Genomic DNA, 24,129 nt, shown 5'->3' on the forward strand with positions numbered 1-24,129 from the left:
GGAGGGCGAAGGTCATGGCGCAAAACAGCGCGTTATCAACGCTGAAAGATCTGGCTGAAAAAGAAGTTGATGATGCTGCATTGCAGCTTGGCGCAATGCGGCGCGGGTGCCAGCAGGCTGAAGAACAGTTGAAGATGTTAATCGACTATCAGCATGAATACCGCACCAACCTTAACACCGACATGACGCAGGGCATTGGTAGCCAGCGCTGGATCAACTATCAGCAGTTTATCCAGACGCTGGAAAAGGCGATTGAGCAGCATCGCCAGCAGCTTAACCAGTGGACGCAAAAAGTCGATACCGCGCTGAACTTCTGGCGCGAGAAAAAACAGCGGTTGCAGGCCTGGCAAACCTTACAGGACCGGCAAATTGCAGCCTCGACCCTGGCGGAAAACCGTCTGGATCAGAAAAAAATGGATGAGTTTGCCCAGCGCGCATCAATGAGGAAACCAGAATGATCACACTGCAACAACTGCTGATGACCGACAGCGACCCGTCCGGCGGCACGCTGGCCGGAAAAGGCGCTGAGGGCGCGCAGGATTTTCTTTCTCTGCTGGCTGGCGCGCTGACGGAGGCCACCGGCAAAGGTAAAGATGCCCCGCTGACGCTGGCCGATCTGAAAGCAGCGGGCAGCAAGCTGTCGACAGCGGCACGGGAAAAAAGCGGTGATACCACGCTCCAGGCCAAAATCGCCGAGCTGCTCTCCCGCCAGGAGACACTGACCGGAGAGGATACCGCCCTCTCCCTGCAAAGCCTCGTCTCGGGCTTGAAGCCCACAGCAAATACGGACGCGCTGAAGGTGCTGACCCAGACGGACGCGAAGGCAAGCAGCGACACCGCAACCGAAGAGGAAGAGCTGGCCGGGTTAAGCGCGCTGATGGCGATGTTACCGCACCAGCAGATCGCCACCCCGGTGGTGACGACGCCTGCAAGTACGACGGGAATCGCGCCTCGCGCCGCCGTTGCCTCTGCGCTAGCCCAGACGGATAACGGCCAGCAACAGCCGCTTAGCCACGCGTTACCGGGTCAGGATAAAACGCCGGTTCAGGATAGCGATACGTCGCTGCCCGCCACGGCATCCGTTACGCCAGCTGTCGCCGCCGTCGCGGAGAAGCAGGACGTAGCGAGCACGGCGTCGCCAGCCTCCAGCCCAACCGCGACGCTGGCCCCGGTCGTCAGCCATCTGCCTGCCCCCCAGCCTGCCGCAACCGTTGCGACAGCACCGGTGTTAAGCCAGCCGCTGGGCACGCACGAATGGCAGCAGAATCTGAGCCAGCACATCACCCTGTTCACAAAGCAGGGACAGCAGACCGCGGAGCTGCGTCTGCACCCGGAGGATCTGGGTCAGGTGCAAATTTCGCTTAAGCTGGATGACAACCAGGCGCAGTTGCAGATGGTTTCGCCTCACAGCCACGTTCGCGCGGCGCTGGAAGCGGCCCTGCCGATCCTGCGCACGCAGCTTGCGGAAAACGGTATTCAGCTTGCACAAAGCAGCGTCAGCAGCGAGGGCTTTGCCGGGCAGCAGCAGTCTTCATCCGGGCAGCAACAGCACGCTTCACGCTCCGGTCAGCCTGGCGGGTTTAACGATGAGAGCGAAGAGTTATTGCCAACCCCTGCCGCCCTGCAATCCGCCGCGCGCGGCAGCCGTGCCGTAGACATCTTTGCCTAAACGCCAGAGGTAACGTGATTATCTCCGTCTTTTCCACGCTTTGACCTAAGCCGGACACGGGATAATCACCGTATTAAGCTGTACCGAAACAGGAAGCTCGTATCAGATGACAGACTCCGCTATCACCAAAAAAAGCAAGCGTTCCATCTGGATCCCGCTGCTGGTGTTGATTACCCTCGCGGCCTGCGCCACCGCAGGCTACAGTTACTGGCGTATGCAGCAGGAGCCCTCCGGCGCGGCCGCCAAGGCTGACGTGCCGCCTCCGCCGGCACCGGTCTTCTTTCCGCTGGATACGTTCACCGTTAACCTGGGCGATGCGGATCGCGTGCTGTACGTGGGCATTACGCTGCGCCTGAAAGATGAAGCGACCCGGGCACGTCTGAACGACTACCTGCCTGAAGTGCGTAGCCGTCTGCTGCTGCTGTTTTCTCGTCAGGACGCCTCCGCGCTCGCCACCGATGTAGGCAAGCAAAAGCTGGTCGATGCCATCAAACAGACGCTGGCGACCCCGCTGGTCAACGGCCAACCTAAGCAGGAAGTCACTGACGTTCTGTATACAGCCTTCATTCTGCGGTAACGACATGGGCGACAGTATTCTTTCTCAGGCAGAAATCGATGCGCTGCTCAACGGCGACAGCGATAAGAGTGACGATCCGAAGCCGAGTTTAACCGGCGACGATAATGTTCGTCCCTACGATCCTAATACCCAGCGTCGCGTGGTGCGCGAGCGATTACAGGCGCTGGAGATCATCAACGAACGTTTTGCACGTCAGTTCCGTATGGGGCTGTTTAACCTGCTGCGTCGTAGCCCGGATATCACCGTCGGGGCGATCCGCATTCAGCCGTACCATGAGTTTGCCCGCAACCTGCCGGTGCCAACCAACCTTAACCTGATCCATCTCAAACCGCTGCGCGGTACCGGCCTGGTCGTGTTCTCGCCAAGCCTGGTGTTCATCGCGGTGGATAACCTGTTCGGTGGCGACGGTCGTTTCCCGACCAAAGTGGAAGGCCGCGAGTTTACTCATACCGAACAGCGCGTGATTAACCGCATGCTGAAGCTGGCGCTGGAATCCTACAGCGACGCGTGGAAAGCGATTAACCCGCTGGAAGTGGAGTACGTGCGTTCCGAGATGCAGGTGAAGTTTACCAACATCACCACCTCCCCGAACGACATCGTCGTGAACACCCCGTTCCACGTGGAGATCGGCAACCTGACGGGCGAGTTCAACATCTGCCTGCCGTTCAGCATGATTGAACCGCTGCGCGAACTGCTGGTGAACCCGCCGCTGGAGAACTCACGCCATGAAGATCAGAACTGGCGTGAGAACCTGGTGCGTCAGGTGCAGCATTCGCAGCTGGAGCTGGTGGCCAACTTCGCCGATATCTCCATGCGGTTATCGCAGATCCTGAAATTACAACCCGGCGACGTTTTGCCGATAGACAAACCCGACCGCATTATTGCCCATGTGGATGGCGTACCCGTGCTGACAAGCCAGTACGGCACGATTAACGGCCAGTATGCGTTACGCGTAGAGCACTTGATCAACCCGATTTTGAATTCGCTGAATGAGGAACAGCCCAAATGAGTGACATGAACAATCCGTCCGATGAAAACAGCGGAGCACTGGACGATCTGTGGGCTGACGCGTTAAACGAGCAAAAAACGACGCCGACGAAAAGCGCGGCAGACGCGGTATTCCAGCAGTTAGGCGGCGGTGACGTCAGCGGCACGTTGCAGGACATCGACCTGATTATGGACATTCCGGTCAAGCTGACCGTTGAACTGGGCCGCACCCGCATGACCATTAAAGAGCTGTTGCGCCTGACGCAGGGGTCCGTGGTGGCGTTGGACGGTTTAGCCGGTGAGCCGCTGGATATTCTGATCAACGGCTACCTGATTGCCCAGGGCGAAGTGGTGGTGGTAGCCGATAAATACGGCGTACGTATCACCGATATCATTACTCCTTCCGAACGTATGCGTCGTCTGAGCCGTTAAGCATGAAAACCCAGGCAACAATGTCCGCGCCCTCCGCCGTACCCGGCTCACCGCTGCTTCAGGTGAGCGGCGCGCTGTTTGGTATTATTGCCTTTATCCTTCTCGCCGCCTGGCTGGCGAAGCGTTTCGGTCTGGCGGGGAAAACGGCCGGCACGCGCGGGCTGAAGGTCAGCGCCAGCACCACGCTCGGGCCACGCGAACGCGTGGTTATTGTGGAAGTGGAAGATGCGCGACTGGTGCTGGGCGTGACCGCCTCCAGCATCAACGTCCTGCACACGCTGCCCCCTGCGCCTGCCGCGGTAGAGGCAAACGCCCCGGCCCCTGCGGATTTCCAGTCCGTTATGAAGAGTTTGCTCAAGCGTTCCGGGAGATCCTGATGCGTCGTCTGTTATTCCTTACGCTGGCAGGCCTGGGCCTGTTCGCGCCCTCCGTGTATGCGCAACTGCCGGGACTGGTTTCCACACCGCTGGCGAACGGGGGTCAAAGCTGGTCCCTGTCCGTGCAGACGCTGGTGTTCATCACCTCGCTGACCTTTATCCCGGCGATCCTGCTGATGATGACCAGCTTTACCCGCATCATCATCGTGTTTGGCCTGCTGCGCAACGCGCTCGGCACGCCTTCCGCGCCGCCCAATCAGGTGCTGCTGGGCTTAGCCCTTTTCCTGACCTTTTTCATTATGTCGCCGGTGATCGACAAGATTTATACCGAGGCGTACCAGCCGTTCAGCGAAGATAAAATTTCCATGCAGGTCGCCCTGGAAAAGGGGGCTCAGCCATTACGTGAATTTATGCTTCGCCAGACGCGCGAAGCGGATTTAGCCCTGTTTGCCCGTCTCGCGAACACGGGGGAGCTACAGGGGCCGGAAGCGGTGCCGATGCGCATCCTGCTGCCAGCGTATGTCACGAGCGAGCTGAAAACCGCGTTCCAGATTGGCTTCACCATTTTCATTCCGTTCCTGATCATCGACCTGGTGATCGCCAGCGTCCTGATGGCGCTCGGGATGATGATGGTTCCGCCCGCGACCATTGCCCTGCCCTTTAAAATCATGCTGTTTGTGCTGGTCGACGGCTGGCAGCTACTGGTCAGCTCGCTGGCGCAGAGTTTCTACAGTTGAGGAGCGCGCAATGACGCCTGAATCGGTCATGATGATGGGCACGGAGGCGATGAAAGTCGCGATTGCCGTGGCCGCGCCCCTGCTGCTGGTTGCGCTGGTAACCGGTCTGATTATCAGTATTCTCCAGGCCGCCACGCAGATTAACGAAATGACCCTGTCGTTCATCCCTAAGATCATTGCCGTCTTCGTGGCGATTATCGTCGCCGGGCCATGGATGCTGAATTTGCTGCTGGACTATATGCGCAACCTGTTCACCAACCTGCCTTACATCATCGGCTGACGGACGATGCTGCATTTCACCAGCGATCAGTTTGTTCAGTGGCTCGGGATCTATTTCTGGCCGATGCTGCGTATCATGGCGCTGATCTCCACCGCCCCCATTCTCAGTGAAAAGTCGGTGCCTAAACGCGTCAAAATTGGGCTGGGCATCGTTATCACCGTTATCGTTGCCCCATCCCTGCCGGCGGTGGATATTCCCATTTTTTCCCCGAATGCCATCTGGATTGCCCTGCAACAGGTGATGATTGGCGTGGCGGTCGGGTTTACGATGCAGCTCGCCTTTGCCGCGGTACGAACGGCGGGGGAACTGATCGGCTTGCAAATGGGCCTCTCCTTCGCAACGTTCGTTGATCCCGGCAGCCATCTGAATATGCCCGTGCTGGCGCGCATTATCGACCTGCTGGCAATGCTGTTGTTTCTCTCGTTCAACGGCCACCTGTGGCTGATCTCCATGCTGGTGGATACCTTCCATACGCTGCCGATTGGCGACAACCCGGTAAACAGCAACGCCTTTCTGGCGCTGGTGCGGGCCGCCGGGCTGATTTTCCTCAACGGGCTGATGCTGGCGCTGCCGATCATTACCCTGCTGCTCACGGTTAACCTCGCACTGGGTTTACTCAACCGAATGGCCCCGCAGCTGTCGGTTTTCGTCATCGGTTTTCCAGTGACATTGACGGTTGGCCTTTTATTAATGTCATTATTGATGCCCCTTATCGCCCCCTTCTGCGAACATTTATTCAGCGAGATATTCAATCTGTTAGCGGATATTGTCAGCGAACTACCACGCAAATAATAACCCGTAGCGTTTGCAATGTCTTTCTGAGGATATTCCTAAAAATAATCTCGAAAAACATCTACCAGGATATATCTGACGCGGTTTAAATGTTTCTAACCACCTCACAATACTTAATATTTACTTTACTTTAAGATGATTCCTGGCAAATTATACGTAACTTTACGGGATAGTGAGTTCGCCTGAAAGTCTTTGTCATGCTCACAGGTTTTATTAGCTTTTTTCCATCCCGTATGGCTGTTTATGAGCTCTCAGGCAGATGGTGAATTATCGTTACGCATTGAGTGAGGGTATGCCATGTCAACGATCATTATGGATTTATGCAGCTACACCCGGCTAGGGTTAACCGGGTACTTAGCAAGCAGAGGGGTAAGAAAGAGAGACATCAACGATGCGCACACCGTTGAAGAACTCGCAGCCGCTTGTGACGTCCACAAGCCCGGCGTGGTGTTTATTAATGAGGACTGTTTCATTCACGACCCCGCTAACAGTCAGCACATTAAGCAGATCATTAATCAGCATCCTAAGACCTTGTTTATTGTTTTTATGGCAATCGCCAATATTCATTTCGATGAGTATTTGCTGGTGCGTAAAAACTTATTAATCAGTTCGAAATCGATTAAACCAGAGTCGCTTGACGACATTCTGGGCGATTATTTGAATAAAGAAGTAAAGAATGTAGGTGCGATTAACTTACCCACCCTATCATTAAGCAGAACTGAATCAAGTATGTTAAGAATGTGGATGGCAGGACAAGGGACAATTCAGATCTCAGACCAGATGAATATCAAGGCAAAAACAGTATCGTCACACAAAGGAAATATTAAAAGGAAAATTAAAACGCATAATAAGCAAGTGATTTACCATGTCGTACGCCTGACAGATAATGTGACGAATGGGATTTTCGTTAATATGCGCTAAGTTGCACGGCCATGTTGTACCCTACCTTGATCTCTGGCCTGGCCAGAGATTTTGCTTTTCAGCAGCCGGAGCCGGGGAGACAACGCCCCCGACGCCGCCCTATTCCGCCGTTTCCACAAAGATCCCATCCGGGTGGCCCAGTTCGTTAAAGAACCAGATGCCGAGCGGGTAATCTTCCAGCGACACCAGATACATCGTGCCTTCATTAAACTCTTCTATCGCCAGCACCACACCCGGGCGGCGCGGCCCACCGTCCGTTTTGACGGTTACCCGATCGTTGACCTTCATACATTTCTCCTGTGGTTTTGAGCCAGTGTAGAACAAATTACCTTCCCTGGCATCGCCGCCCGGCGCGAATGGCGTTTTTGTGTGCGGTCTATACTTAGCTGTGGAGACGGTTAAATGAGGAGCCCGAAATGAAGACCGACAAAGAGTACAGCGACACCATTAAGCGTGAGGTTGAGGTGGACGTCGATGCCCTGCTTGCCGCCATCAATGAAATCAGTGAGTCCGAAGTTCATCGTGCGGAGGATAATTCAGACCGCGTCGTGGTCAACGGTCGGGATTACCATACCTACCGCGAACTGGCTGAAGCGTTCGAGCTGGATATCCATGACTTTAGCGTCTCGGAGACGAACCGCTAAGGCGAAAAAAATCCCGGTCATGGGGATGACCGGGATCAAACTTGCTTATGCAAGAAGCACTTGTAAATTCGTTACACCAGGAAATCTGATGCAGGTAAGACATTATCCCCAACGGAATTTTCTTACAAGCATATATTCTCTGAGCGAATATAATATTTTATACATGTGAATTTTTGTTATGAGTATAAACCTGCGTCGGGTGTGGGTTTGTCGGGATCGTTACCGGTTCAACGGGGTGACAACGCCTCTCTTTTTTAAGAATTTTCTCATAAAACACGCCATCTTCCAGGAGAGTTTATGCCTTCGCTTCAGGAGACGCTGCTGGTCTTTACTGACCTCGACGGCACGCTGTTGGATTTTCACACGTTTGACTGGCAGCCTGCCGCCCCCTGGCTGGAGAGATTACAGGATGAGCAGATACCGGTCATTCTGTGCAGCAGCAAAACCGCGTCCGAGATGCAGGACATCCAGCAGGAGCTTGGGCTTGTCGGGCTACCTTACATTGCGGAAAACGGCGCGGTGATCCAGCCTGACGTACGGTGGGAAAACGCCGCCCGGTTCATCTCAGAAATAAAGCATGACGAAATCCGGCAGTTTATTGACCGGGTTCGTCAGGAACTGCACCTGAAATTTACCACCTTTGATGATGTGGATGAGCGCGTGGTCGCCGAATGGACCGGGCTGAGCCGCCCTCGTTCGGCGTTTGCACGCAAACATGAGGCGTCCGTGACGCTTATCTGGCGTGACGGTGATGAACAAATGACGCGCTTCGCAACCGAACTGGCCCGGCAGGGGCTGAAGATCGTCCAGGGAGCACGCTTCTGGCACATTCTGGACAACGCCTGCGGCAAAGACGTGGCGGTTCACTGGCTTGTGGACCAGTATCGCCTGCACGAAGGTAAAGAGCCGACGACGCTGGGCCTGGGCGACGGCCCCAACGATGCGCCGCTGCTGGACAGCGTAGGCTTCGCCGTGGTGGTGAAAGGCTTCAACCGGGAGGGTGTCAGCCTGAAAAATAACGATCCCGCGCGGGTATACCATACGCAGCACACCGGACCGGCCGGCTGGCGTGAAGGGCTCGATCACTTTTTGTCGTGAGCCTGCCAGACAACCCGGTTACGCCCGCGCTGTTTCGCCTCATACAGCCGCGCATCGGCGGCGGATTGCAGATTTTCGAAGTGGTAATCGCCCTTCTCCAGGGCGCAGGAAACACCAAACGACGCGCTCACGCGCAGGGTCGTACTTTTCTTAATCAGGATTTCTTTGCTGTTGATACGCTCGCGGATCTGTTCTGCGACGTCTGCCGCCTCTTCAATCGTCAGGCCGGGCAGCACGACGCAGAACTCTTCGCCACCGACGCGTCCGGCAATATCATTCGCGCGCAGGGTACTGGCAATCAGCCCGGCGGCGTGGGTCAACACCTTATCACCCGCCTGATGCCCATACCGGTCATTGATGCTCTTGAAGCAGTCGAGATCGATCTGAATGACCGAGAACGGCAGCGACTGCTGTTCACACTGCTTTGCCAGCCTTTTCGCCTGCTCAAACAACGCCCCACGATTATTCAGCCGGGTCAGCGGATCGTGCCAGGCCTGCCATTGCAGCGAGTTCTGCATCGAATACATATTACTCACCATGCGCCGGATCACCAGCCATGAAATCAGCAGCATCGCGGTGAACAGCGCCCAAAGCAGGGCCAAAACAATGCTGATGCTGCCGAAATCTCCGCGCACCCCCTCATCCAGGGTATGGACCCGCAGGACGAGGCCGTCGAAATGATCGAGGCGCGCCCAGCTGATAAAACGGCTTCCCAGGCGAATACCGCCCTCGGTGTCCTGTTCTATGGCGTGCGCGATTTGCGCTAATTCCAGCTCATTGAAATGATTCACCTCGTCCGCTGGCTTCTCGGTGGTCGCCAGCATGTTGAGGCGGCTGTCATACAGCTGGTACTCCCCTTCCGTATGGTCGTCCATTGCCTCCACCAGCAGCTGACGCATGGTGGCAAAGGTAAAATCCATCGCCACCACGCCATACCAGACATGATCGTAGTAAACCGGCACGCTGGCCGTAATGAGCGGCTTTTTTCCGGCAAAGGCCGAGGGAGGAGAGATAAACCACCGAACCGCCCGCGCCCGGTTTTCACGATCGGTCTGCTGCGTAAACCAGGGCTGCGTCACCAGATGGTAATAGCGCTGTGCAATATCGCTGTGATGGGGAGGCGTATCCGTTTCCAGAAAAAATCCCGCGCGAGAAACGTATAATATCCGCTCCTCGTGACGTGAGTTCGTGGATGCCAGGCGCAGCAAATAGCCCACTTCGAGGGCGGCGGAGATCTCCTTATCCAGGTAATCGTCATCGCGGTTGAGCAGCGTTGTTTGTTCAACAAACGCATCCGAAACGCCGTTAATCGGTAACGTGCGTTTTGGATCGACCGCGATTTGCCAGACGGGAGAGCGCCTCACGCGTTCAAACCGCTTTACCGCTTCTTGCAGAACCCCAAACGCCAGCGGCGTCTCCAGCGCATCAAGCATGCTGTGGCGAAAATAGAGCATTTTATTGACGCTAAACTGGAGCTGTCTGTCCAGCGCGCTGGCCACCGTTTCCAGATGGTTACGCTGACTGGAGATGTAGGCCTCCTCCAGCACCACGACTTCGCGCCAGGTCAGGAGGGTGGAAAAGATCAGGACAACGATAAAACAGAGATTAACAATCAAACCGGGATTGCTACGCTTATGCAGCCACTGCAACAAAGATTGTTTTTCAACAAAGGTATCGTGTTGCACACCCACTCCCTGATTGTCGCCCGCCATCCGACAGGATACGTCTTCTGCCAGTAAAACGCCCGGCATGGCCGGGCGTTGTGTGATTAAGCCTTGTCGCGCTCTTGCCTGTTATTCGCAGGCTGAAGCTCGTCTTCTCGAAAAGCCTCACGCTTAATGCCGTATCCGTCATGCCACCGACACTCCACCATTCCGCTGGAATAACCGGTGACAATCATGCCTGGACCACCACTTTTAGGCTTAACTTCATCACTGACCAAAAAGACCATACCTGCCTCCTGTATCAGGGTGAAACGTTTTCAATTTAGACGAGGAATAGCCTTTTTGCATCCGCAGCGCATCAATAATTAATGCGCTGTGCCGCGTACTTTTCCAATCAGCTTAACCACTGCCACCACAATGACACCGACGATAAAGCCCAGCACGAGGTTAAGCAGCGTCGGCAGAATGGCGGCAATCGCCGAACCATAACCTGACGCCAGATGCTCAATGGCATGATGCAGCGGGGCCACGCCGTGCACGATAATACCGCCGCCGACCAGGAACATCGCCAGGGTTCCCACTATCGACAAACTTTTCATCAGCCACGGGGCCAGCACCAGCAGGCTTTTGCCGATACCGCGAGCAATGGCGCTGGATTTTTTTTCCAGCCAGAAGCCGATATCATCCAGCTTGACGATCAGCCCGACCAGGCCATACACCCCAACCGTGACAAGAATGGCAATCAACGAAAGCACCAGAACCTGATTCATCAGCGGTGCTTCGGAGACGATCCCAAGCGTAATCGCCACAATTTCGGCCGAGAGGATGAAATCGGTACGAACCGCGCCTTTGATTTTATCGCGCTCGAACGTTTTTGGATCCTGCGCGGCCAGCGCTTCCAGACGCTGCTGGCGCATCTCGGGGGTGTCTTTCTCTTTGCGCGCCGCAAGCATATGAAGCACCTTTTCGGCGCCCTCGAAGCACAGGAACGCCCCGCCAATCATCAGCAGAGGCGTAATGGCCCAGGGGATAAAGGCGCTGATGAGCAGCGCCAGCGGAACGAGGATCACCTTGTTAATAAAGGACCCTTTCGCTACGCCCCACACCACCGGCAGCTCACGGTTCGCCCGCACGCCGGTCACCTGTTGCGCGTTCAGCGACAAATCGTCTCCCAGTACCCCGGCGGTTTTTTTCGCCGCCAGTTTTCCCATCACCGAAATGTCATCCAGCAAGGTGGCGATATCGTCCAGTAATGTTAATAAGCTACTTCCTGCCAAAATCTCTATCCTTCTTTTTTTGCTAATTAAGTGAATAGTATGGAACAAAACTCACCGCCCGGAAACTGGCACCTCGCGTCAACAAAAATTTCACATAACCAGCCCAATTAAAGCGCTCGCCAGCGAGATAGTTTTGGCGTTAACTATGAGCGACCTTTTTATTCCGTCGTGAGGGACTATGCGTTTCCGGCATTTATTACCGCTCATTGGAGCGCTTTTCTCCCTGTATATCATCTGGGGATCCACCTATTTTGTCATTCGCATTGGCGTGGAGAGCTGGCCCCCGCTGATGATGGCAGGCGTTCGCTTCCTTGCAGCCGGCGTGCTGCTGTTGACGTTTCTGCTGCTGCGCGGCCATAGGCTTCCGCCTCTGCGCCCCCTGCTTAACGCCGCCCTGATCGGCCTGCTGCTGCTGGCGGTGGGCAACGGTGCGGTAACCGTTGCCGAACATCAGAACGTGCCGTCGGGGATCGCCGCGGTAGTTGTCGCGACCGTGCCGCTGTTTACGCTCTGCTTTAGTCGTCTGTTCGGGATCCGCACCCGCAAGCTCGAATGGCTGGGCATCGCGATTGGGCTTGCGGGCATCATCATGCTTAACAGCGGCGGTAACCTGAGCGGGAATCCGTGGGCTGCGGTGATGATCATGATCGGCTCCATGAGCTGGGCCTTCGGCTCGGTCTACGGCTCCCGCATTGAACTGCCTTCCGGGATGATGGCGGGTGCCATTGAGATGCTCGCGGCAGGGATCGTGCTGCTGATTGCCTCCACCCTGGCGGGAGAAAAACTGACGGCAATGCCAGGCCTCTCTGGTTTCCTGGCCGTCGGGTATCTGGCGCTGTTTGGCTCGATTATCGCCATCAACGCCTATATGTACCTGATCCGCAACGTCTCCCCGGCGGTTGCCACCAGCTACGCCTACGTTAACCCGGTGGTTGCCGTGCTGCTGGGTACCGGTTTCGCTGGCGAAGTGCTTTCGCCAATTGAATGGCTGGCGCTGGGTGTGATTGTTTTTGCCGTGGTGCTGGTCACGCTGGGTAAATATCTGCTGCCCGCGAAGCCAATTGTCACGCCGTGTGGGGTGGAAAAACCGTGATCGGGTGAATGCCCTGGGTGTCGATCTGCGCGGCCTGACCGCCGCCGCAGATCCACTCTTCCAGCCGTTCCGTCAGTTCCACATCATTCAACTTCATTTTTCCGCGCAGCGCGCACTCCCAGACAATCAGCACCCGCCAGCCCTGGGCGTAAAGCTGCGAAACGTCGCGTTTATCCCGCTCGACGTTCCTGCCAATCTTCTCCAGCCAGAACTCGGTGCGCGTCGCCGGGACTTTAAACAGATAGCAGTCGTGATGATGCCAGAAACAGCCGTGGGTAAAGATGATGCACTGATACGCGTCGATCACGAAATCAGGACGCCCGGCAAGCGTGGCATCCTGAACCCTGAATTCAAACCCGACGGCGGTCAGGAGGCCAGCGACCCGTTTTTCAATCGCGGTATCACGCGTGCCGATGGCGCGCATGTTCTTGCTGCGCGTGGCCTTATTGTGAACGTCCGCCATTGACGGCCTCACTCTGACGAAGCTGAACGGCCTTGCTGATGCGAGAGGCCAGCAGTTTTGCGACGGCGGCGAAAGCCGGCACCACCACCGAGTTGCCAAACTGGCGGTAGGCCTGGGTGTCCGACACCGGGATGCGAAAACGGTAGCCCTGTGGCGTCTCAAACCCCATTAAGCGGGCGCACTCGCGCGGGGTTAAGCGTCTTGGCCGGTGCTGCTGATTCTGCGGATCGTCGAAATCTTTTTCACCCAGCGCCTTATCCCAGCCGCGATCGATAAGAATTTCCGCGCCATCTTTGTAGTAGCGCGCCGACAGCGTGCGCGTCACGCTGTCGGGATTAAGCGGATTAACCATGCCAAACCCAAAGCCGTTGCCTTTTGCCTGATGCTTTTTGGCATAACGATAGAGGTATTTCCACAGCACCGGCGTCAGAATAAATTTCGCATCAACGGCGGGCTCCAGCAGCTCGGCCACCGTCGGACGACGCGCCGGATAGAGCGAGGGCAAATCACGCAGCGTAAAGTCGCCTTTCAGATTGAGATCGCGGCGGAAACCCACCAGCACGATGCGTTCGCGGTGCTGTGGCAGGAAGTGTTTGCCGTCGATAATTTTCGGATCGTCCGGCCCCATATCCTCTGCATCCGCCACGTCGTAGCCCAGCTCATCCAGGGTTTGCATAATAATGCGGAAGGTTTTGCCCCCGTCATGGCTCTTTAAATTCTTAACGTTCTCCAGCACAAAAATCGCCGGGCGACGGGCATCAATAATCCGGGCAACATCAAAGAACAGCGTGCCTTGCGTATCGCAGGCAAAGCCGTGCGCGCGCCCCAGCGCGTTCTTCTTCGATACGCCAGCCAGCGAGAACGGCTGGCACGGGAAACCGGCCAGCAGCACATCGTGCGCCGGAATGGTGTTACGGATGTGTTCGGCGGCCTCTTCGTCGCTGATGCCGGTTTTATGGCTCAGGGTGACGTCACGAATATCCGCATTGAACTGGTGCGCGTCGGGGTCGCAGTACCAGTTCGCTTTATAGGTGCGCACGGCATGTTTGTTCCATTCGCTGGTGAACACGCACTGCCCGCCAATGGCTTCAAAGCCATGGCGAATGCCGCCGATGCCGGCAAAGAGATCGATAAAGCGAAAAGCATAATTCGGATGCGCGGCAGGAGGACGCGGCAGCAAATTTTGCAGGTAGCGGAACTCGCCGTCGCTGAGGCGGTGACCTGCCCTGTCGCTTATCAGCAGCCGTTTGAGTATCGCCGGGCTCCAGTGGCTCTCGCCATGGGCCTCCAGCTGGTTTGCCAGCGTTTTAGCATCGTACATTTCCAGCAGCTGACGCAGGAGTGCCTGCACGGCTGCCGTTGATTTCTCAACCCGCTCGGGCGCGGGCACAGTCACTGATCGATTTTCCTGCATTCTCTTAACCGGGCAATAAAGACAGAAAACAGAGTACCACAGTTCAGGATCGCAGACTGCGACGGAAATGGTTCAGCACCTGGCTATCTGTTCCGAGGTAATCCCCCTGTAATTCGGCACTCAGCTTCGCCATAAACTGGATCAGGAAATCAGCATTGTGACGCGCAAGCTCCCGGCCTCGCGCGGTTTGCATGGTGTCCGGCAGGCGCAGGAGTTTGGTCTGAAAGTGGTCGAGCGCGAAGGTTTTATCATCCAGCGCTCGCGCCCCGGCAAACGGGTCGTCGGCGTCAAACAGCGCGACGCCCAGCGCCCCCGACACGGCAAACACACGCGCCAGGCCAATGGCGCCCAGCGCCTCCAGCCGGTCAGCGTCCTGCACGACTTTCGCCTCTGTACTCTGCGGCGCAATGCCCGCACTGAAGCTGTGCGCCTCGATAGCGTGCTCAACTGCCGCATAGCGCTCTGCCGGAAAGTCCGGAAACGCGCCGCTCAGGATCTCGCGCGTTTTGCGCGCCGCCAGCCGCGAGGACTGACTCCGCTCGGGATGGTTTTTCGGCAGGCTGACAATGTCGTGGAAGTAGCAGGCGGCCAGCACGACCAGCGGATCGGCGCCCTCCCCGGCCATGATGGTCTGCGCGGTCATCCAGACGCGGCGAAAATGCGCAATATCATGCGCCGCGTCCTCGGTAGAATGATTTTCATTGAGCCAGCGTTCAAAGCGGTGCTGCCACTGCGCATGTTCCATTATGACGTCCTGTAGTTCGAAAGCGTGAAATTATAATATATCCAAATGGAAGACTTTAAAAAATAGAATTGCGAAATACTTAATAATAATTACCCGCTATATTTTCAAAGCATTAATTCACGTGAAAAATAAAGAGATAAAAAGAAATATTTTGTAATATCTTTACTATTTTAATTACATTTATTTTTGAACCTAAATAACTATCCATAGAATAGTATCGGCCATGTAATTACGGAGAGTAATTACATATATTCAGACAATTTATATTTAAAGGGAATATATAATGAAAAGAAAAGTTCTGGCAATGCTTGTACCCGCTTTATTAATGGCTGGCGCAGCCAATGCGGCTGAGATGTACAACAAAGACGGCAACAAGGTCGACCTGTACGGCAAGGTTGATGCGCGCCACACCTTCTCAGACAACGCGGGCGACGACGGCGATGAAACCTACGTTCAGATTGGTTTCAAAGGCGAAACGCAGATTACTGACGATCTGGTCGGCTTCGGCCAGTGGGAATATAAAACCTACGCAAACGACACCGAAGACGCTGGCGATACCTCTTTTAACCGTCTGGCATTCGCGGGCCTGAAATATGGCGATTTCGGCTCGTTTGATTACGGCCGTAATTACGGCGTCGTGTATGACGTTGAAGCCTGGACCGATATGCTGCCGGTATTTGGTGGTGATTCCTACACCTGGACCGACAACTATATGGTTGGTCGTACTAACGGCGTGGCGACCTACCGTAATAATGATTTCTATGGTCTGGTCGACGGTCTTAATTTTGCGCTGCAATACCAGGGCGCGAATGAAGGCGCCAATGCAAACGAAGATCAGGAAGGCACCAAAAACGGCCATGATGACGTTCGTTTCCAGAACGGCGACGGCTTCGGCATGTCTTCCACCTATGATTTCGATTTTGGCCTGACGCTGGGTGCGGCGTATTCTTCCTCTGACCGTACCAACGACCAGGTAAGTGCGGGTAGGAATGATGCCCACTTTGCTGGCGGTGAAAGAGCCGAAGCATGGACCTTTGGGGCTAAATACGATGCCAATAATGTCTATCTCGCGATGATGTACGCTGAAACGCGCAACATGACCCCATACGGTGATTACGGTATCGCGGATCAGACTCAGAACTTCGAAGCAGTTGCACAATACCAGTTCGACTTCGGTCTGCGTCCATCTCTGGCATGGGTTTACTCTAAGGGTAAAGACATGACTTATCCAGGCTACGCTGGCAACCCTCAGGGCCAGAAAGGCGATATGGATCTGGTTAACTACATCGACGTGGGCATGACCTACAGCTTCAACAAGAACTTCTCCACCTACGTTGATTATAAAATCAACCTGCTGGACGAAGATGACGCCTTCTACAATGACAACGGTATTGCAACCGATGACATCGTTGGCGTCGGCATGACCTACCAGTTCTAATCCGCACAAACAGTAAAGCCCGCAATGCGGGCTTTTTTATTTACGGCGCTTCCTGCAAGGCCAGGCGAATAAACCCGTTATTCTGCACCAGCAGCTCATGGGCTTTCCACGCATCCAGTCCCGTCAGCACCATCAGTACCGCCGTTTTACACTGGTGGTTACAGCTTTCCAGCGCGGCCTTCGCCTGCGCCCGGGAACATCCCCCGGCTTCCATCACAATGGCAATCTGTCGCTCGGCCCATTTGGTGCTGCTTGCTTCCAGATCGACGCGCAGGTTGCTGTACACCCGTCCGGTCCGTACCGCCAGACCGGTGGTAACCATATGCATAATCATGCTTTGCGCAATGCCCGCTTTGGTGTTGGCATACCCGGCAACCACGTCAGCCCCTAGCTCGGGCGCAATGACCATGCTCGCCAGCTGCGCCGCTTCACTTTGAGCATCCTCCGTAATGAGCGCGACCGTTGAGCCCAGAGACCACGCATGACGCATCGCGCCCCACACCCAGGGCGTTTTGCCGCTGACGGACAGCGCCAGCATCATGTCGTGCTCGCCAAAATCAATGGTCTGGAGATCGGCAACGCCGCGCGCGTAGCTTGCGGCGTTATCGCCTGCTGTGATCGCAATAACGGGATGTTTTCCCGGCGCGAACGCTTCTGCCGCCTGCTCCGCCACGCGTCCGGACGCGCCCGCGCCGGTCAAAATCAGACGTCCGCCGTGACTCAGGGTCGCCGCCGCGTTATCTACCACGCGGGCCAGCATCGTCATGTGAGGGGTAAGTGCAGAAGCGATTTGCGCGTCATCCTGATGAATGACGTTAAGCATATCCAGCGTGGATAATCTGTCGATGTTCGTCGTGCTGGCCTGCCGTCTTTCCCTGGCCGTACCGGTAAGCATAATGCTCATAAACTGCCTCCTTATTATGAGTACCCACACACTATAAAGTGTTTTATATAGGTCACCTGAGAGGAGGCTCACGAAACGCCTCTCTTTACATGGCTTTATGAAATGGCCTTCATCAGCGATAATTAGCCCTTTCTTTTTCATCGCGGAGTGTTAATGAGCGATTTGCGGCCCTTCCCCCCGATGCGCAAGCGTCCTATGAAGCTGAATACGCTGGTTACGCTGATGGTGTGCGCCATTATCGGCTCTGTGCTGCTGGTAGTGTTCGCGCTGTACTCCGTGCAGATCACCCGCGCCACGCGCGATGACGTGAAGGATACCGCGCTGGGTATTGCCCGAACGCTGGCCGACAGCCCCGATATCAAGCGTGGCCTGATGGCCTCACCCCAGGCCGGCATCATCCAGCCGATTGCCCAGGCGGTGACGAAGCGCAACGACCTGCTGTTTACCGTGGTCACCGATCTGCGCGGTGTTCGTTATTCCCACCCCAATGAAGCGCTGTTAGGGTTGCATTTTATCGGCGACGATCTGACGCCTGCCCTGGAAGGGAAAGAGAATGTCTCCGTTAACCGCGGCGCGCTCGCGGAAGCGCTGCGCGTCTTTACGCCCGTGTATGACGATCGGCACGACCAGATCGGCGTAGTGGTGGTAGGGATTTCGCTGAATAAGGTGGAAGATCAGATTGCCCGCGGACGGCTCAACGCCGTGTGGACCATCCTGTTCAGCGTTCTGATGAGTTCACTGGCGATATGGGGCCTGGTCCGGGTGCTGAAACGCATACTCTTCGGGCTGGAGCCTTACGAGATCTCCGCCCTCTTTGAGCAGCGTCAGGCCATGTTACAGTCCCTGCGAGAAGGCGTGATGGCCGTGGATATGCACGGTCGCGTGACGATGATTAACCACACCGCCAGAGAAATTTTACTCCTGACCTCGGGCCAGCACTCCGAAAGCAGCAGTGAACCGCTGCTGGCCAGCCTGCGGGAAGTGTCAAAAACCGGCATTGCTCGCCAGGATCAGGAGATCGGCTGTAACGGACGGCTGCTGCTGTGCAACATGGTCCCTGTGAAAAGCCAGAATCAGGTGATCGGGGCGATCAGCACGTTCCGCGATAAAACCGAAATCAGCCAGCTAATGCAGCGTATTGATGGCATGGTCAATTACGTTGATGCCCTGCGCTCGCATACGCATGAGTTTATGAACAAACTGCACGTGATCCTCGGCCTGCTGCACATGAAGCGCTACGATAAGCTGGAGGAGTACATCATCCAGACCGCGCAGAATTATCAGACGGACATCGGAGCGATACAGCGCAAGGTTAAATCGCCGGTCATTGCGGGTTTCCTGCTGGGTAAAATTAACCGCGCCAAAGAGGCCGGAGTGACCCTGACGCTGGCGGAGGAGAGCCAGCTTCCCGATACCACCAATGAAGAGCAGGTTGCGGTGCTGATCACCGTGCTGGGCAATTTAATCGAAAATGCCCTGGATGCGATGGAAGGTCAGCCGGAAGGCGAGATCGGCCTGCTGCTCCATTACCAGAACGGCTGGCTGAGCGGAGAGGTCAGCGATGACGGCCCCGGGATTGATCCCGAGCGGCTGGAGGCTATTTTTACAAAGGGCTACTCAACAAAAGGTGAAAACCGCGGCGTTGGGCTGTTCCTTGCACGTCAGCAGATCCAGAACCTGGGCGGCGATATTACCGTCGAGTCGGAGCCTGGCGTATTTACCCAATTTTTTGTTCAGATCCCCTGGGATAGCGAGAGGAATATCGCGTGATAAATGTGTTAATTGTCGATGATGACGCCATGGTAGCCGACCTCAACCGTCTGTATGTAAACCGCGTTGAGGGTTTTAGCTGCTGCGGCGTCGCGTCCACGCTCAACCAGGCCGAGGCGCTGATCGCAAACCCTGGCCAGCCGATCGATCTGGTGCTGCTGGATGTCTATATGCAGCAGGATAACGGGCTGGATCTGCTGCCCATCATCCGCGCGTCGGGCCGCCCGATCGACGTCATCATGATCTCGTCGGCGTCCGACGCCGCGACGATCCAGACGTCGATGCACTATGGCGTGGTGGATTACCTGATTAAGCCGTTCCAGTTTCCGCGCTTCGAAGAGGCGCTGAACGGCTGGAAAGCCAAGCGCAGCCTGATGGGGTCGCATCAGTATTATGAACAGGCCGATGTCGACAGGCTGATCCACGGCGGCGCGCCGGAGCTGGCCGACAGCAAAAAATTACCGAAAGGATTAACCCCGCAGACGCTGCGCACGATTTGCCAGTGGATCGACAGCCATCCGGAAATGGAATTTTCCACTGACGATCTGGCGAATGCGGTCAACATTTCGCGCGTTTCCTGCCGCAAATACCTGATCTGGCTGGCACAAATTAATATCCTGTTTACCAGCATTCACTACGGCGCGACCGGCAGACCGGTGTATCGCTACCGTTTACAGCCGGAACAGGTCGGGCTGCTCAAACAGTACTGCCAGTAATGCGGTAGCTGTCGTCCAGAAGGGTAAAGCGGAAGTGGTGCATCGAGGAGATCACCACTTCTTTCGTTTTGGTGACAAAGATGGCTTCAATATCGGGGCGAGAGCGCAGCGCGGCACACCCCTTCTCCACGCCCATGCCGTAGATTAGCGTGGTCCAGATATCGCCGTCGATGGAGTCTTTCGACACAATCGTCACGCTGTCCAGTTCGTTATCCAGCGGGTAGCCGGTGCGTGGGTTAAGAATGTGATGATAGCGTTTGCCGTTCTGCTCAAAGTAGCGCTCATAGGTGCCTGACGTCACGACCGACCGGTTCTCTACCGTCATCGACCCAATCAACGCGTCTCCGGCAAACGGTTTTTTCAGGCCGACGCGCCAGCCGCCCTCCGGCGAGCCTAACGTCTGGATGTTGCCGCCGAGATTAATTAACCCCAGCTCAACCCCCTCTTTGCGCAGAAGGTCCCGGACCCTGTCAGCGATATAGCCTTTGGCGATCGCGCCCAGGTCAATCTCCATTCCTGGGCGAGTGAGAAACACGCTACTGCTGGCTTCATCCAGCACCACGTCCGCAGGATGCGTGATGTTCAGCAAGGCAGCGATCTCGTCTGCGGGCGGCACGACGTCCCCCTTAAAGCCAATTTTCCAGCGTTTGACCAGTGGGCCGATCGCCAGATTAAACGCACTGTCTTCCATCTGGCTGGCCGCTTTCGCGCAGCGGATCAGGTCAAACACCGGGCGACTGACGGCAACCGGATGCTGACCGGCAGCATGGTTGATGTTCATCACCTGCGAATGCGCGCGGTTGACGGTAAGGAGATCTTCGTACTGTTTGATCAGGCGAAACACGTGAGAGGCGAGCGCTTCGTCGTGGGAAAAGAGTTTCAGAAGGATGGGCGAGCCCATCAGAACGGCGGAGTAGCTGTAAACGCGATGGCTATCAGGCATTACATGAGTCCTCATATGTAGCCCCGGCAGGCACCGCGCCGCCGGGGAAACAGGAGCCTTACCGTGTTTTCGAACGCATAGCCGCCTGATGTCCTGCTAGCGTACCAAAAATAATGATATCTGCCACCGCGTTACCGCCGATGCGGTTACCGCCGTGGATGCCCCCGACAACCTCACCCGCAGCAAACGCCCCTGGCAATACGTTGTGGTTGCTGTCCAGCACGCAGGTATCGGTATTGATGGTCACACCGCCCATGGTGTGGTGTACGCCCGGTGCAATCTGAATGGCGTAGAACGGCCCTTCGTTGATGGGCGCGCGCAGCGCGGTGGTGCGGCCGAAATCATCGTCGTGCTGTTTTTCCACAAAACCGTTGTAGCGTTCCAGCGTTGCCAGGAACTGGTGGTGATCCATCCCGAGCGCTTCCGCCAGGGCTTTTGGCGAGCTGGCGCTGGTCACGAAGCCTTTCGCGATGTACTCATCCGCCGCTTTGTTTTTAGCCCGGACATGCTCGTCAAAGACGATGTAAGCGTATTTCTCCGGCAGCGCGATGATTTGCGCCGAAACTTTATCGCGGGTCTCCATTTCGTTGAAGAAGCGGTTCCCCTGCTGGTTGACCAGAATCGCCCCGCCGCCGCGGATGGATTCGGAAATCAGGTACGACGTTTTCTGCTCCACGGTTGGGTGGATCTGAATCTCGCCCATATCCACGGTGCCCGCGCCAATACGTTCCAGCAGCGCGATACCGCCGCCGGTTGCGCCTTTGTGGTTAGTCGTCACGAACCCTTCCAGGTCCGGACGGTATTTCACCACCATCTGGCTGTTGGCGCTGAAGCCGCCCGTTGCGACAATCACGCTTTTGGTTGCCACGGTGAGGGTTTCGTTCTCTTCGGTGGTCAGACGCACGCCGGTGACTTCGCCATTTTCAAAGATGATGTCGCTGACGGCAGTATCCAGCATCACTTCGATGTTGCGTTTGTTGACGTTACGCACCAGGCCGCTGATCAGATACCCGCCTACCGCGGAACCGTCTTTCGGACGGTGCGTACGGTCAATGCTCATCCCGCCGGTGGTGGTGATGTCGTTCAGCATAATGCCGCGCGTGGCCAGCCACTCAATCGCCTCCGGCGCGTTCTCCACGAAGCGACGCAGCAGTTCAGGGTTGTTCTTGTTGCCGCCGCCTTTCAGGCTTTCCTGGTAGAACAGCTCTTTGCTGTCCTGGATACCTTTCACGCGCTGGAAGCGGGTCTCTGCCGCGTTCATCCCTGCCGAGGCTTTAATGGTGTTACCGCCGATGGTTGGCATTTTCTCAACGATCAGCACGCTCGCGCCTTCGTCATGCGCCTGGATCGCCGCCGCCAGCCCTGCACCGCCGCTGCCGACCACGACCACGTCGACGCTTCTGGTTTCATTCGGGTCTGCACCCTCTTCTGCCGCCAGCGCTTTGCTGGATTTCAGCATCGCTTTCGAGACTGCTTTTTTCACCGCCTCGCTCTGGCTGGTTGCGCCGGTGATGGCGTCCACGTGCGGGGTATTGGCATCCAGAATGCGGGTACGGATCTCTTCGAAGCTGGTGACAAACTCCACGTCTTCGCTCGGGCCTGAGGCCAGCTCGATATCAGCGATGCGATCGGTTTCGAGACTGACGTTGATCACCAGCTCGTTGGCATCGTCCTGCACTTTTTCAACGAAGGTGCCCGGTTTGAACTTCGATTCACCCATGCTCATGTCGCGGATCATCGCCTCTACCAGCGAGAAGCGCCACAGCGGTTCCGGGATGTTCAGCTCTTCGCGTCGGGTACTGTCCATAAACAGCTCAAGGCTTTCGCCCGCCGCGATGCGATCGGTCCAGTCCGGGTAGGCGATAGTGGCGCGGCCTACGGCAATCAGGTCGTAGCCATGATCCAGCGCTTCATTCACATCGGCAGCATTCACCACGCCGCCGACGCCCATTACCGGTACCTGTGCCAGCGTGTCAGAACGCATCGCGCAGTATTTTTCGATAAGCGGCGTCGGATCCTGCGTGTCGACGATAGATGGACGCAGGGCGGCACCAAGGGAGAAGTGAAGATAATCCACCCCGCGTGCGGCCAGTTTTTCCAGCAGATACAGGGTGTCTTCGAAGCGAATGCCCGGGACTTCCAGCTCTTCCGGAGAGAAACGGTAGCCAATGATGAACGCGTCGTCCGCGTACTGGCGCACCATCTTGTGGGTAATGTCCAGCACCGCCAGCGGGAATTTCGCGCGGTTATCGCGGCTGCCGCCCCACTCGTCGTCGCGCTGGTTGGAATTCGGGGAGTAGAACTGCTGGATCAGATAGGTATTCGCCCCGTGAATTTCGACGCCGTCAAAGCCAGCCTGAATCGCGCGGCGTACGGCGTCGCCAAACTTGCCGATCATGCCTTCCACTTCTTCTGAGGTCAGGGCAACCGGCGTCGCGGCACCGTCACGCGGCGCGGCAACCGCGCTTGGGCCAACCGGCGTGCGACCCCCAATCAGTTTTGGGTCGACCATACGGCCGCCGTGGTAGATTTGCAGAAGGGCTTTAGAGCCTTTGGATTTGATAGCGTCAGCGATTTTCGCCAGCCCGGCGATTTTCTCGTCGTTATCAATCCCAATTGCACCCGGGAACGCCAGGCCGAGATCGTCAACAAAACAGCACTCAACGATAATGGTGCCGATGCTGCCAGCGCGGGCGCGATAGTACTCCACCAGCTCGCTGGTCACGGTGCCATCGTAATAACCGGTACAGGTTGTCATTGGGGCCATTAACAAACGGTTTTTGAGTTCAGTACCATTCGGTAATGTGAAGGGGCTTAAAATTCGTTCGTTAGTGCTCATAATAGAAACTCCAAACTTTAAAATTAAGAATTCGGTATCGGGATCGTTTTATTTCGTATTTTTTGCCGATGTCATGGAAGTAATATAATGCTTTTTTTAGTTTCCAAAGATATTACGTTAGTTAATAAACTATTTAATCCCTGCGGTAACATTAATAACACATTGGTGTTAGCAGGAATGTTTCACCCATTCACATTAATTTAAAAAAAGTTAAATCATCAAAGGTCAAACCAATACACCTACACCAATAGAAATCCATATAAATCAAAAACTAACATAAATACCAATTTTAAAATGTTATAAATTTGATACATGAAATGCGTAAAACCAGCGAATAACCACACTACTC

25 protein-coding genes and 1 pseudogene are annotated in these 24,129 nt (G+C 55.8%); 16 read left to right on the forward strand and 10 right to left on the reverse strand.

The genetic code is table 11. From position 1 onward, the window contains the following. Positions 1-14 precede the first annotated feature (14 nt). The 10 genes and pseudogenes from fliJ (at position 15) to rcsA (ending at position 6,772) form a co-directional block, all read left to right on the forward strand. Positions 15-458 carry a flagellar export protein FliJ gene (gene fliJ / locus IM267_RS12150; RefSeq protein ID WP_006811155.1) on the forward strand — a complete coding sequence of 148 codons (444 nt, stop codon included), beginning with the start codon at positions 15-17 and terminating at the stop codon, positions 456-458. Continuing rightward, the gene (gene fliK, locus IM267_RS12155; protein WP_193033477.1) at positions 455-1,669 is read left to right on the forward strand and encodes a flagellar hook length control protein FliK; all 1,215 of its coding nucleotides are present in this window, start codon (positions 455-457) and stop codon (positions 1,667-1,669) included. The genes fliJ and fliK overlap by 4 nt, the downstream gene beginning before the upstream one ends. A 106-nt stretch (positions 1,670-1,775) precedes the next feature. Beyond that, on the forward strand, positions 1,776-2,246 hold the full coding sequence (gene fliL / locus IM267_RS12160; protein ID WP_032103821.1) for a flagellar basal body-associated protein FliL: 471 nt from the start codon (positions 1,776-1,778) through the stop codon (positions 2,244-2,246). A 4-nt stretch (positions 2,247-2,250) separates the two neighbouring features. Beyond that, complete coding sequence (gene fliM, locus IM267_RS12165) at positions 2,251-3,255, forward strand: flagellar motor switch protein FliM (protein ID WP_063450179.1); 1,005 nt, start codon at positions 2,251-2,253, stop codon at positions 3,253-3,255. Then, positions 3,252-3,665: a flagellar motor switch protein FliN gene (fliN, locus tag IM267_RS12170; RefSeq protein WP_003859592.1), complete on the forward strand. Its 414-nt coding sequence runs from the start codon at positions 3,252-3,254 to the stop codon at positions 3,663-3,665. The genes fliM and fliN overlap by 4 nt, the downstream gene beginning before the upstream one ends. Before the next feature lie 2 nt (positions 3,666-3,667). Continuing rightward, entirely contained in the window at positions 3,668-4,042 is a 375-nt protein-coding gene (gene fliO / locus IM267_RS12175; protein WP_064910399.1) for a flagellar biosynthetic protein FliO, read from the forward strand. Beyond that, positions 4,042-4,779 carry a flagellar type III secretion system pore protein FliP gene (gene fliP / locus IM267_RS12180; RefSeq protein WP_003859589.1) on the forward strand — a complete coding sequence of 246 codons (738 nt, stop codon included), beginning with the start codon at positions 4,042-4,044 and terminating at the stop codon, positions 4,777-4,779. Before fliO ends, fliP begins: the two co-directional genes overlap by 1 nt. 10 nt (positions 4,780-4,789) lie before the next feature. Next, positions 4,790-5,059, forward strand: a complete 270-nt coding sequence (fliQ, locus tag IM267_RS12185) for a flagellar biosynthesis protein FliQ (RefSeq protein WP_003859587.1) — start codon at positions 4,790-4,792, stop codon at positions 5,057-5,059. A gap of 6 nt (positions 5,060-5,065) precedes the next feature. Next, a pseudogene (fliR, locus tag IM267_RS12190) lies at positions 5,066-5,861 on the forward strand (flagellar biosynthetic protein FliR). Positions 5,862-6,148: 287 nt separating this feature from the next. Then, the gene (gene rcsA / locus IM267_RS12195) at positions 6,149-6,772 is read left to right on the forward strand and encodes a transcriptional regulator RcsA (RefSeq protein ID WP_006811161.1); all 624 of its coding nucleotides are present in this window, start codon (positions 6,149-6,151) and stop codon (positions 6,770-6,772) included. 99 nt (positions 6,773-6,871) lie between these two features. Here the strand turns inward: rcsA and dsrB are convergent, their stop codons facing one another. Beyond that, complete coding sequence (gene dsrB, locus IM267_RS12200) at positions 6,872-7,060, reverse strand: protein DsrB (RefSeq protein WP_003859583.1); 189 nt, start codon at positions 7,058-7,060, stop codon at positions 6,872-6,874. Positions 7,061-7,188: 128 nt separating this feature from the next. On the opposite strand from dsrB, the gene yodD reads away from it, so the two are divergent. Beyond that, positions 7,189-7,416, forward strand: a complete 228-nt coding sequence (gene yodD / locus IM267_RS12205) for a YodD family peroxide/acid resistance protein (protein WP_017383339.1) — start codon at positions 7,189-7,191, stop codon at positions 7,414-7,416. Between the two features lie 297 nt (positions 7,417-7,713). Then, positions 7,714-8,514: a mannosyl-3-phosphoglycerate phosphatase-related protein gene (locus IM267_RS12210; protein WP_193033478.1), complete on the forward strand. Its 801-nt coding sequence runs from the start codon at positions 7,714-7,716 to the stop codon at positions 8,512-8,514. Here the strand turns inward: IM267_RS12210 and dgcQ are convergent. The 3 genes from dgcQ to IM267_RS12225 form a co-directional block, all read right to left on the reverse strand. Beyond that, a complete protein-coding gene (gene dgcQ, locus IM267_RS12215) occupies positions 8,499-10,199 on the reverse strand; it encodes a cellulose biosynthesis regulator diguanylate cyclase DgcQ (RefSeq protein WP_193033479.1) in 1,701 nt (566 codons plus the stop codon). The genes IM267_RS12210 and dgcQ overlap by 16 nt on opposite strands. Before the next feature lie 83 nt (positions 10,200-10,282). Continuing rightward, complete coding sequence (locus IM267_RS12220; RefSeq protein WP_063450184.1) at positions 10,283-10,465, reverse strand: YodC family protein; 183 nt, start codon at positions 10,463-10,465, stop codon at positions 10,283-10,285. Between the two features lie 78 nt (positions 10,466-10,543). Then, complete coding sequence (locus tag IM267_RS12225) at positions 10,544-11,458, reverse strand: DUF808 domain-containing protein (RefSeq protein ID WP_353887284.1); 915 nt, start codon at positions 11,456-11,458, stop codon at positions 10,544-10,546. Positions 11,459-11,633: 175 nt separating this feature from the next. Here IM267_RS12225 and yedA point away from each other — a divergent pair, with 175 nt between their 5' ends. Then, on the forward strand, positions 11,634-12,548 hold the full coding sequence (gene yedA / locus IM267_RS12230) for a drug/metabolite exporter YedA (RefSeq protein ID WP_193033480.1): 915 nt from the start codon (positions 11,634-11,636) through the stop codon (positions 12,546-12,548). Here yedA and IM267_RS12235 read toward each other — a convergent pair. Genes IM267_RS12235 through IM267_RS12245 form a run of 3 tightly spaced genes read right to left on the reverse strand, consistent with a single transcriptional unit; the run spans position 12,520 to position 15,170 of the window. Continuing rightward, complete coding sequence (locus IM267_RS12235; RefSeq protein WP_063450187.1) at positions 12,520-13,011, reverse strand: very short patch repair endonuclease; 492 nt, start codon at positions 13,009-13,011, stop codon at positions 12,520-12,522. The genes yedA and IM267_RS12235 overlap by 29 nt on opposite strands. Beyond that, a complete protein-coding gene (locus IM267_RS12240; RefSeq protein WP_193033481.1) occupies positions 12,992-14,425 on the reverse strand; it encodes a DNA cytosine methyltransferase in 1,434 nt (477 codons plus the stop codon). The genes IM267_RS12235 and IM267_RS12240 overlap by 20 nt, the downstream gene beginning before the upstream one ends. A 43-nt stretch (positions 14,426-14,468) precedes the next feature. After that, positions 14,469-15,170, reverse strand: a complete 702-nt coding sequence (locus IM267_RS12245; RefSeq protein ID WP_063450189.1) for a phosphohydrolase — start codon at positions 15,168-15,170, stop codon at positions 14,469-14,471. Positions 15,171-15,453: 283 nt separating this feature from the next. Between IM267_RS12245 and ompC the strand changes: the two genes are divergently transcribed. Then, positions 15,454-16,608, forward strand: coding sequence for a porin OmpC (gene ompC / locus IM267_RS12250; RefSeq protein ID WP_193033482.1), 1,155 nt, complete (start codon positions 15,454-15,456; stop codon positions 16,606-16,608). 40 nt (positions 16,609-16,648) lie between these two features. Here ompC and IM267_RS12255 read toward each other — a convergent pair whose 3' ends face one another. Continuing rightward, on the reverse strand, positions 16,649-17,512 hold the full coding sequence (locus IM267_RS12255; protein ID WP_193033483.1) for an N-acetylmuramic acid 6-phosphate etherase: 864 nt from the start codon (positions 17,510-17,512) through the stop codon (positions 16,649-16,651). Between the two features lie 153 nt (positions 17,513-17,665). On the opposite strand from IM267_RS12255, the gene IM267_RS12260 reads away from it, so the two are divergent. Both IM267_RS12260 and dcuR read left to right on the forward strand, forming a co-directional pair. Next, positions 17,666-19,282: a sensor histidine kinase gene (locus IM267_RS12260; RefSeq protein WP_064910381.1), complete on the forward strand. Its 1,617-nt coding sequence runs from the start codon at positions 17,666-17,668 to the stop codon at positions 19,280-19,282. Further along, entirely contained in the window at positions 19,279-19,998 is a 720-nt protein-coding gene (gene dcuR, locus IM267_RS12265; RefSeq protein ID WP_006811173.1) for a two-component system response regulator DcuR, read from the forward strand. The genes IM267_RS12260 and dcuR overlap by 4 nt, the downstream gene beginning before the upstream one ends. Here the strand turns inward: dcuR and IM267_RS12270 are convergent. After that, positions 19,979-20,941 carry an FAD:protein FMN transferase gene (locus IM267_RS12270; RefSeq protein WP_193033484.1) on the reverse strand — a complete coding sequence of 321 codons (963 nt, stop codon included), beginning with the start codon at positions 20,939-20,941 and terminating at the stop codon, positions 19,979-19,981. The two genes, dcuR and IM267_RS12270, sit on opposite strands and share 20 nt — an antisense overlap. Before the next feature lie 58 nt (positions 20,942-20,999). Further along, complete coding sequence (locus IM267_RS12275; RefSeq protein ID WP_131636853.1) at positions 21,000-23,780, reverse strand: flavocytochrome c; 2,781 nt, start codon at positions 23,778-23,780, stop codon at positions 21,000-21,002. Positions 23,781-24,129: the final 349 nt, after the last annotated feature.

The sequence above is a fragment of the Enterobacter cloacae complex sp. P15RS genome (genome assembly GCF_014895905.1).
GTDB lineage: Bacteria > Pseudomonadota > Gammaproteobacteria > Enterobacterales > Enterobacteriaceae > Enterobacter > Enterobacter quasihormaechei.

What these genes read in the sequence shown, in the direction of transcription:
- fliJ (WP_006811155.1), top strand. Translation starts at nt 15, where the DNA reads ATGGCGCAAAACAGCGCGTTATCAACGCTGAAAGATCTGGCTGAAAAA.
- fliK (WP_193033477.1), top strand. Translation starts at nt 455, where the DNA reads ATGATCACACTGCAACAACTGCTGATGACCGACAGCGACCCGTCCGGC.
- fliL (WP_032103821.1), top strand. Translation starts at nt 1,776, where the DNA reads ATGACAGACTCCGCTATCACCAAAAAAAGCAAGCGTTCCATCTGGATC.
- fliM (WP_063450179.1), top strand. Translation starts at nt 2,251, where the DNA reads ATGGGCGACAGTATTCTTTCTCAGGCAGAAATCGATGCGCTGCTCAAC.
- fliN (WP_003859592.1), top strand. Translation starts at nt 3,252, where the DNA reads ATGAGTGACATGAACAATCCGTCCGATGAAAACAGCGGAGCACTGGAC.
- fliO (WP_064910399.1), top strand. Translation starts at nt 3,668, where the DNA reads ATGAAAACCCAGGCAACAATGTCCGCGCCCTCCGCCGTACCCGGCTCA.
- fliP (WP_003859589.1), top strand. Translation starts at nt 4,042, where the DNA reads ATGCGTCGTCTGTTATTCCTTACGCTGGCAGGCCTGGGCCTGTTCGCG.
- fliQ (WP_003859587.1), top strand. Translation starts at nt 4,790, where the DNA reads ATGACGCCTGAATCGGTCATGATGATGGGCACGGAGGCGATGAAAGTC.
- rcsA (WP_006811161.1), top strand. Translation starts at nt 6,149, where the DNA reads ATGTCAACGATCATTATGGATTTATGCAGCTACACCCGGCTAGGGTTA.
- dsrB (WP_003859583.1), bottom strand. Translation starts at nt 7,060, where the DNA reads ATGAAGGTCAACGATCGGGTAACCGTCAAAACGGACGGTGGGCCGCGC.
- yodD (WP_017383339.1), top strand. Translation starts at nt 7,189, where the DNA reads ATGAAGACCGACAAAGAGTACAGCGACACCATTAAGCGTGAGGTTGAG.
- IM267_RS12210 (WP_193033478.1), top strand. Translation starts at nt 7,714, where the DNA reads ATGCCTTCGCTTCAGGAGACGCTGCTGGTCTTTACTGACCTCGACGGC.
- IM267_RS12220 (WP_063450184.1), bottom strand. Translation starts at nt 10,465, where the DNA reads ATGGTCTTTTTGGTCAGTGATGAAGTTAAGCCTAAAAGTGGTGGTCCA.
- yedA (WP_193033480.1), top strand. Translation starts at nt 11,634, where the DNA reads ATGCGTTTCCGGCATTTATTACCGCTCATTGGAGCGCTTTTCTCCCTG.
- IM267_RS12235 (WP_063450187.1), bottom strand. Translation starts at nt 13,011, where the DNA reads ATGGCGGACGTTCACAATAAGGCCACGCGCAGCAAGAACATGCGCGCC.
- IM267_RS12240 (WP_193033481.1), bottom strand. Translation starts at nt 14,425, where the DNA reads ATGCAGGAAAATCGATCAGTGACTGTGCCCGCGCCCGAGCGGGTTGAG.
- IM267_RS12245 (WP_063450189.1), bottom strand. Translation starts at nt 15,170, where the DNA reads ATGGAACATGCGCAGTGGCAGCACCGCTTTGAACGCTGGCTCAATGAA.
- ompC (WP_193033482.1), top strand. Translation starts at nt 15,454, where the DNA reads ATGAAAAGAAAAGTTCTGGCAATGCTTGTACCCGCTTTATTAATGGCT.
- IM267_RS12255 (WP_193033483.1), bottom strand. Translation starts at nt 17,512, where the DNA reads ATGAGCATTATGCTTACCGGTACGGCCAGGGAAAGACGGCAGGCCAGC.
- IM267_RS12260 (WP_064910381.1), top strand. Translation starts at nt 17,666, where the DNA reads ATGAGCGATTTGCGGCCCTTCCCCCCGATGCGCAAGCGTCCTATGAAG.
- IM267_RS12270 (WP_193033484.1), bottom strand. Translation starts at nt 20,941, where the DNA reads ATGCCTGATAGCCATCGCGTTTACAGCTACTCCGCCGTTCTGATGGGC.
- IM267_RS12275 (WP_131636853.1), bottom strand. Translation starts at nt 23,780, where the DNA reads ATGAGCACTAACGAACGAATTTTAAGCCCCTTCACATTACCGAATGGT.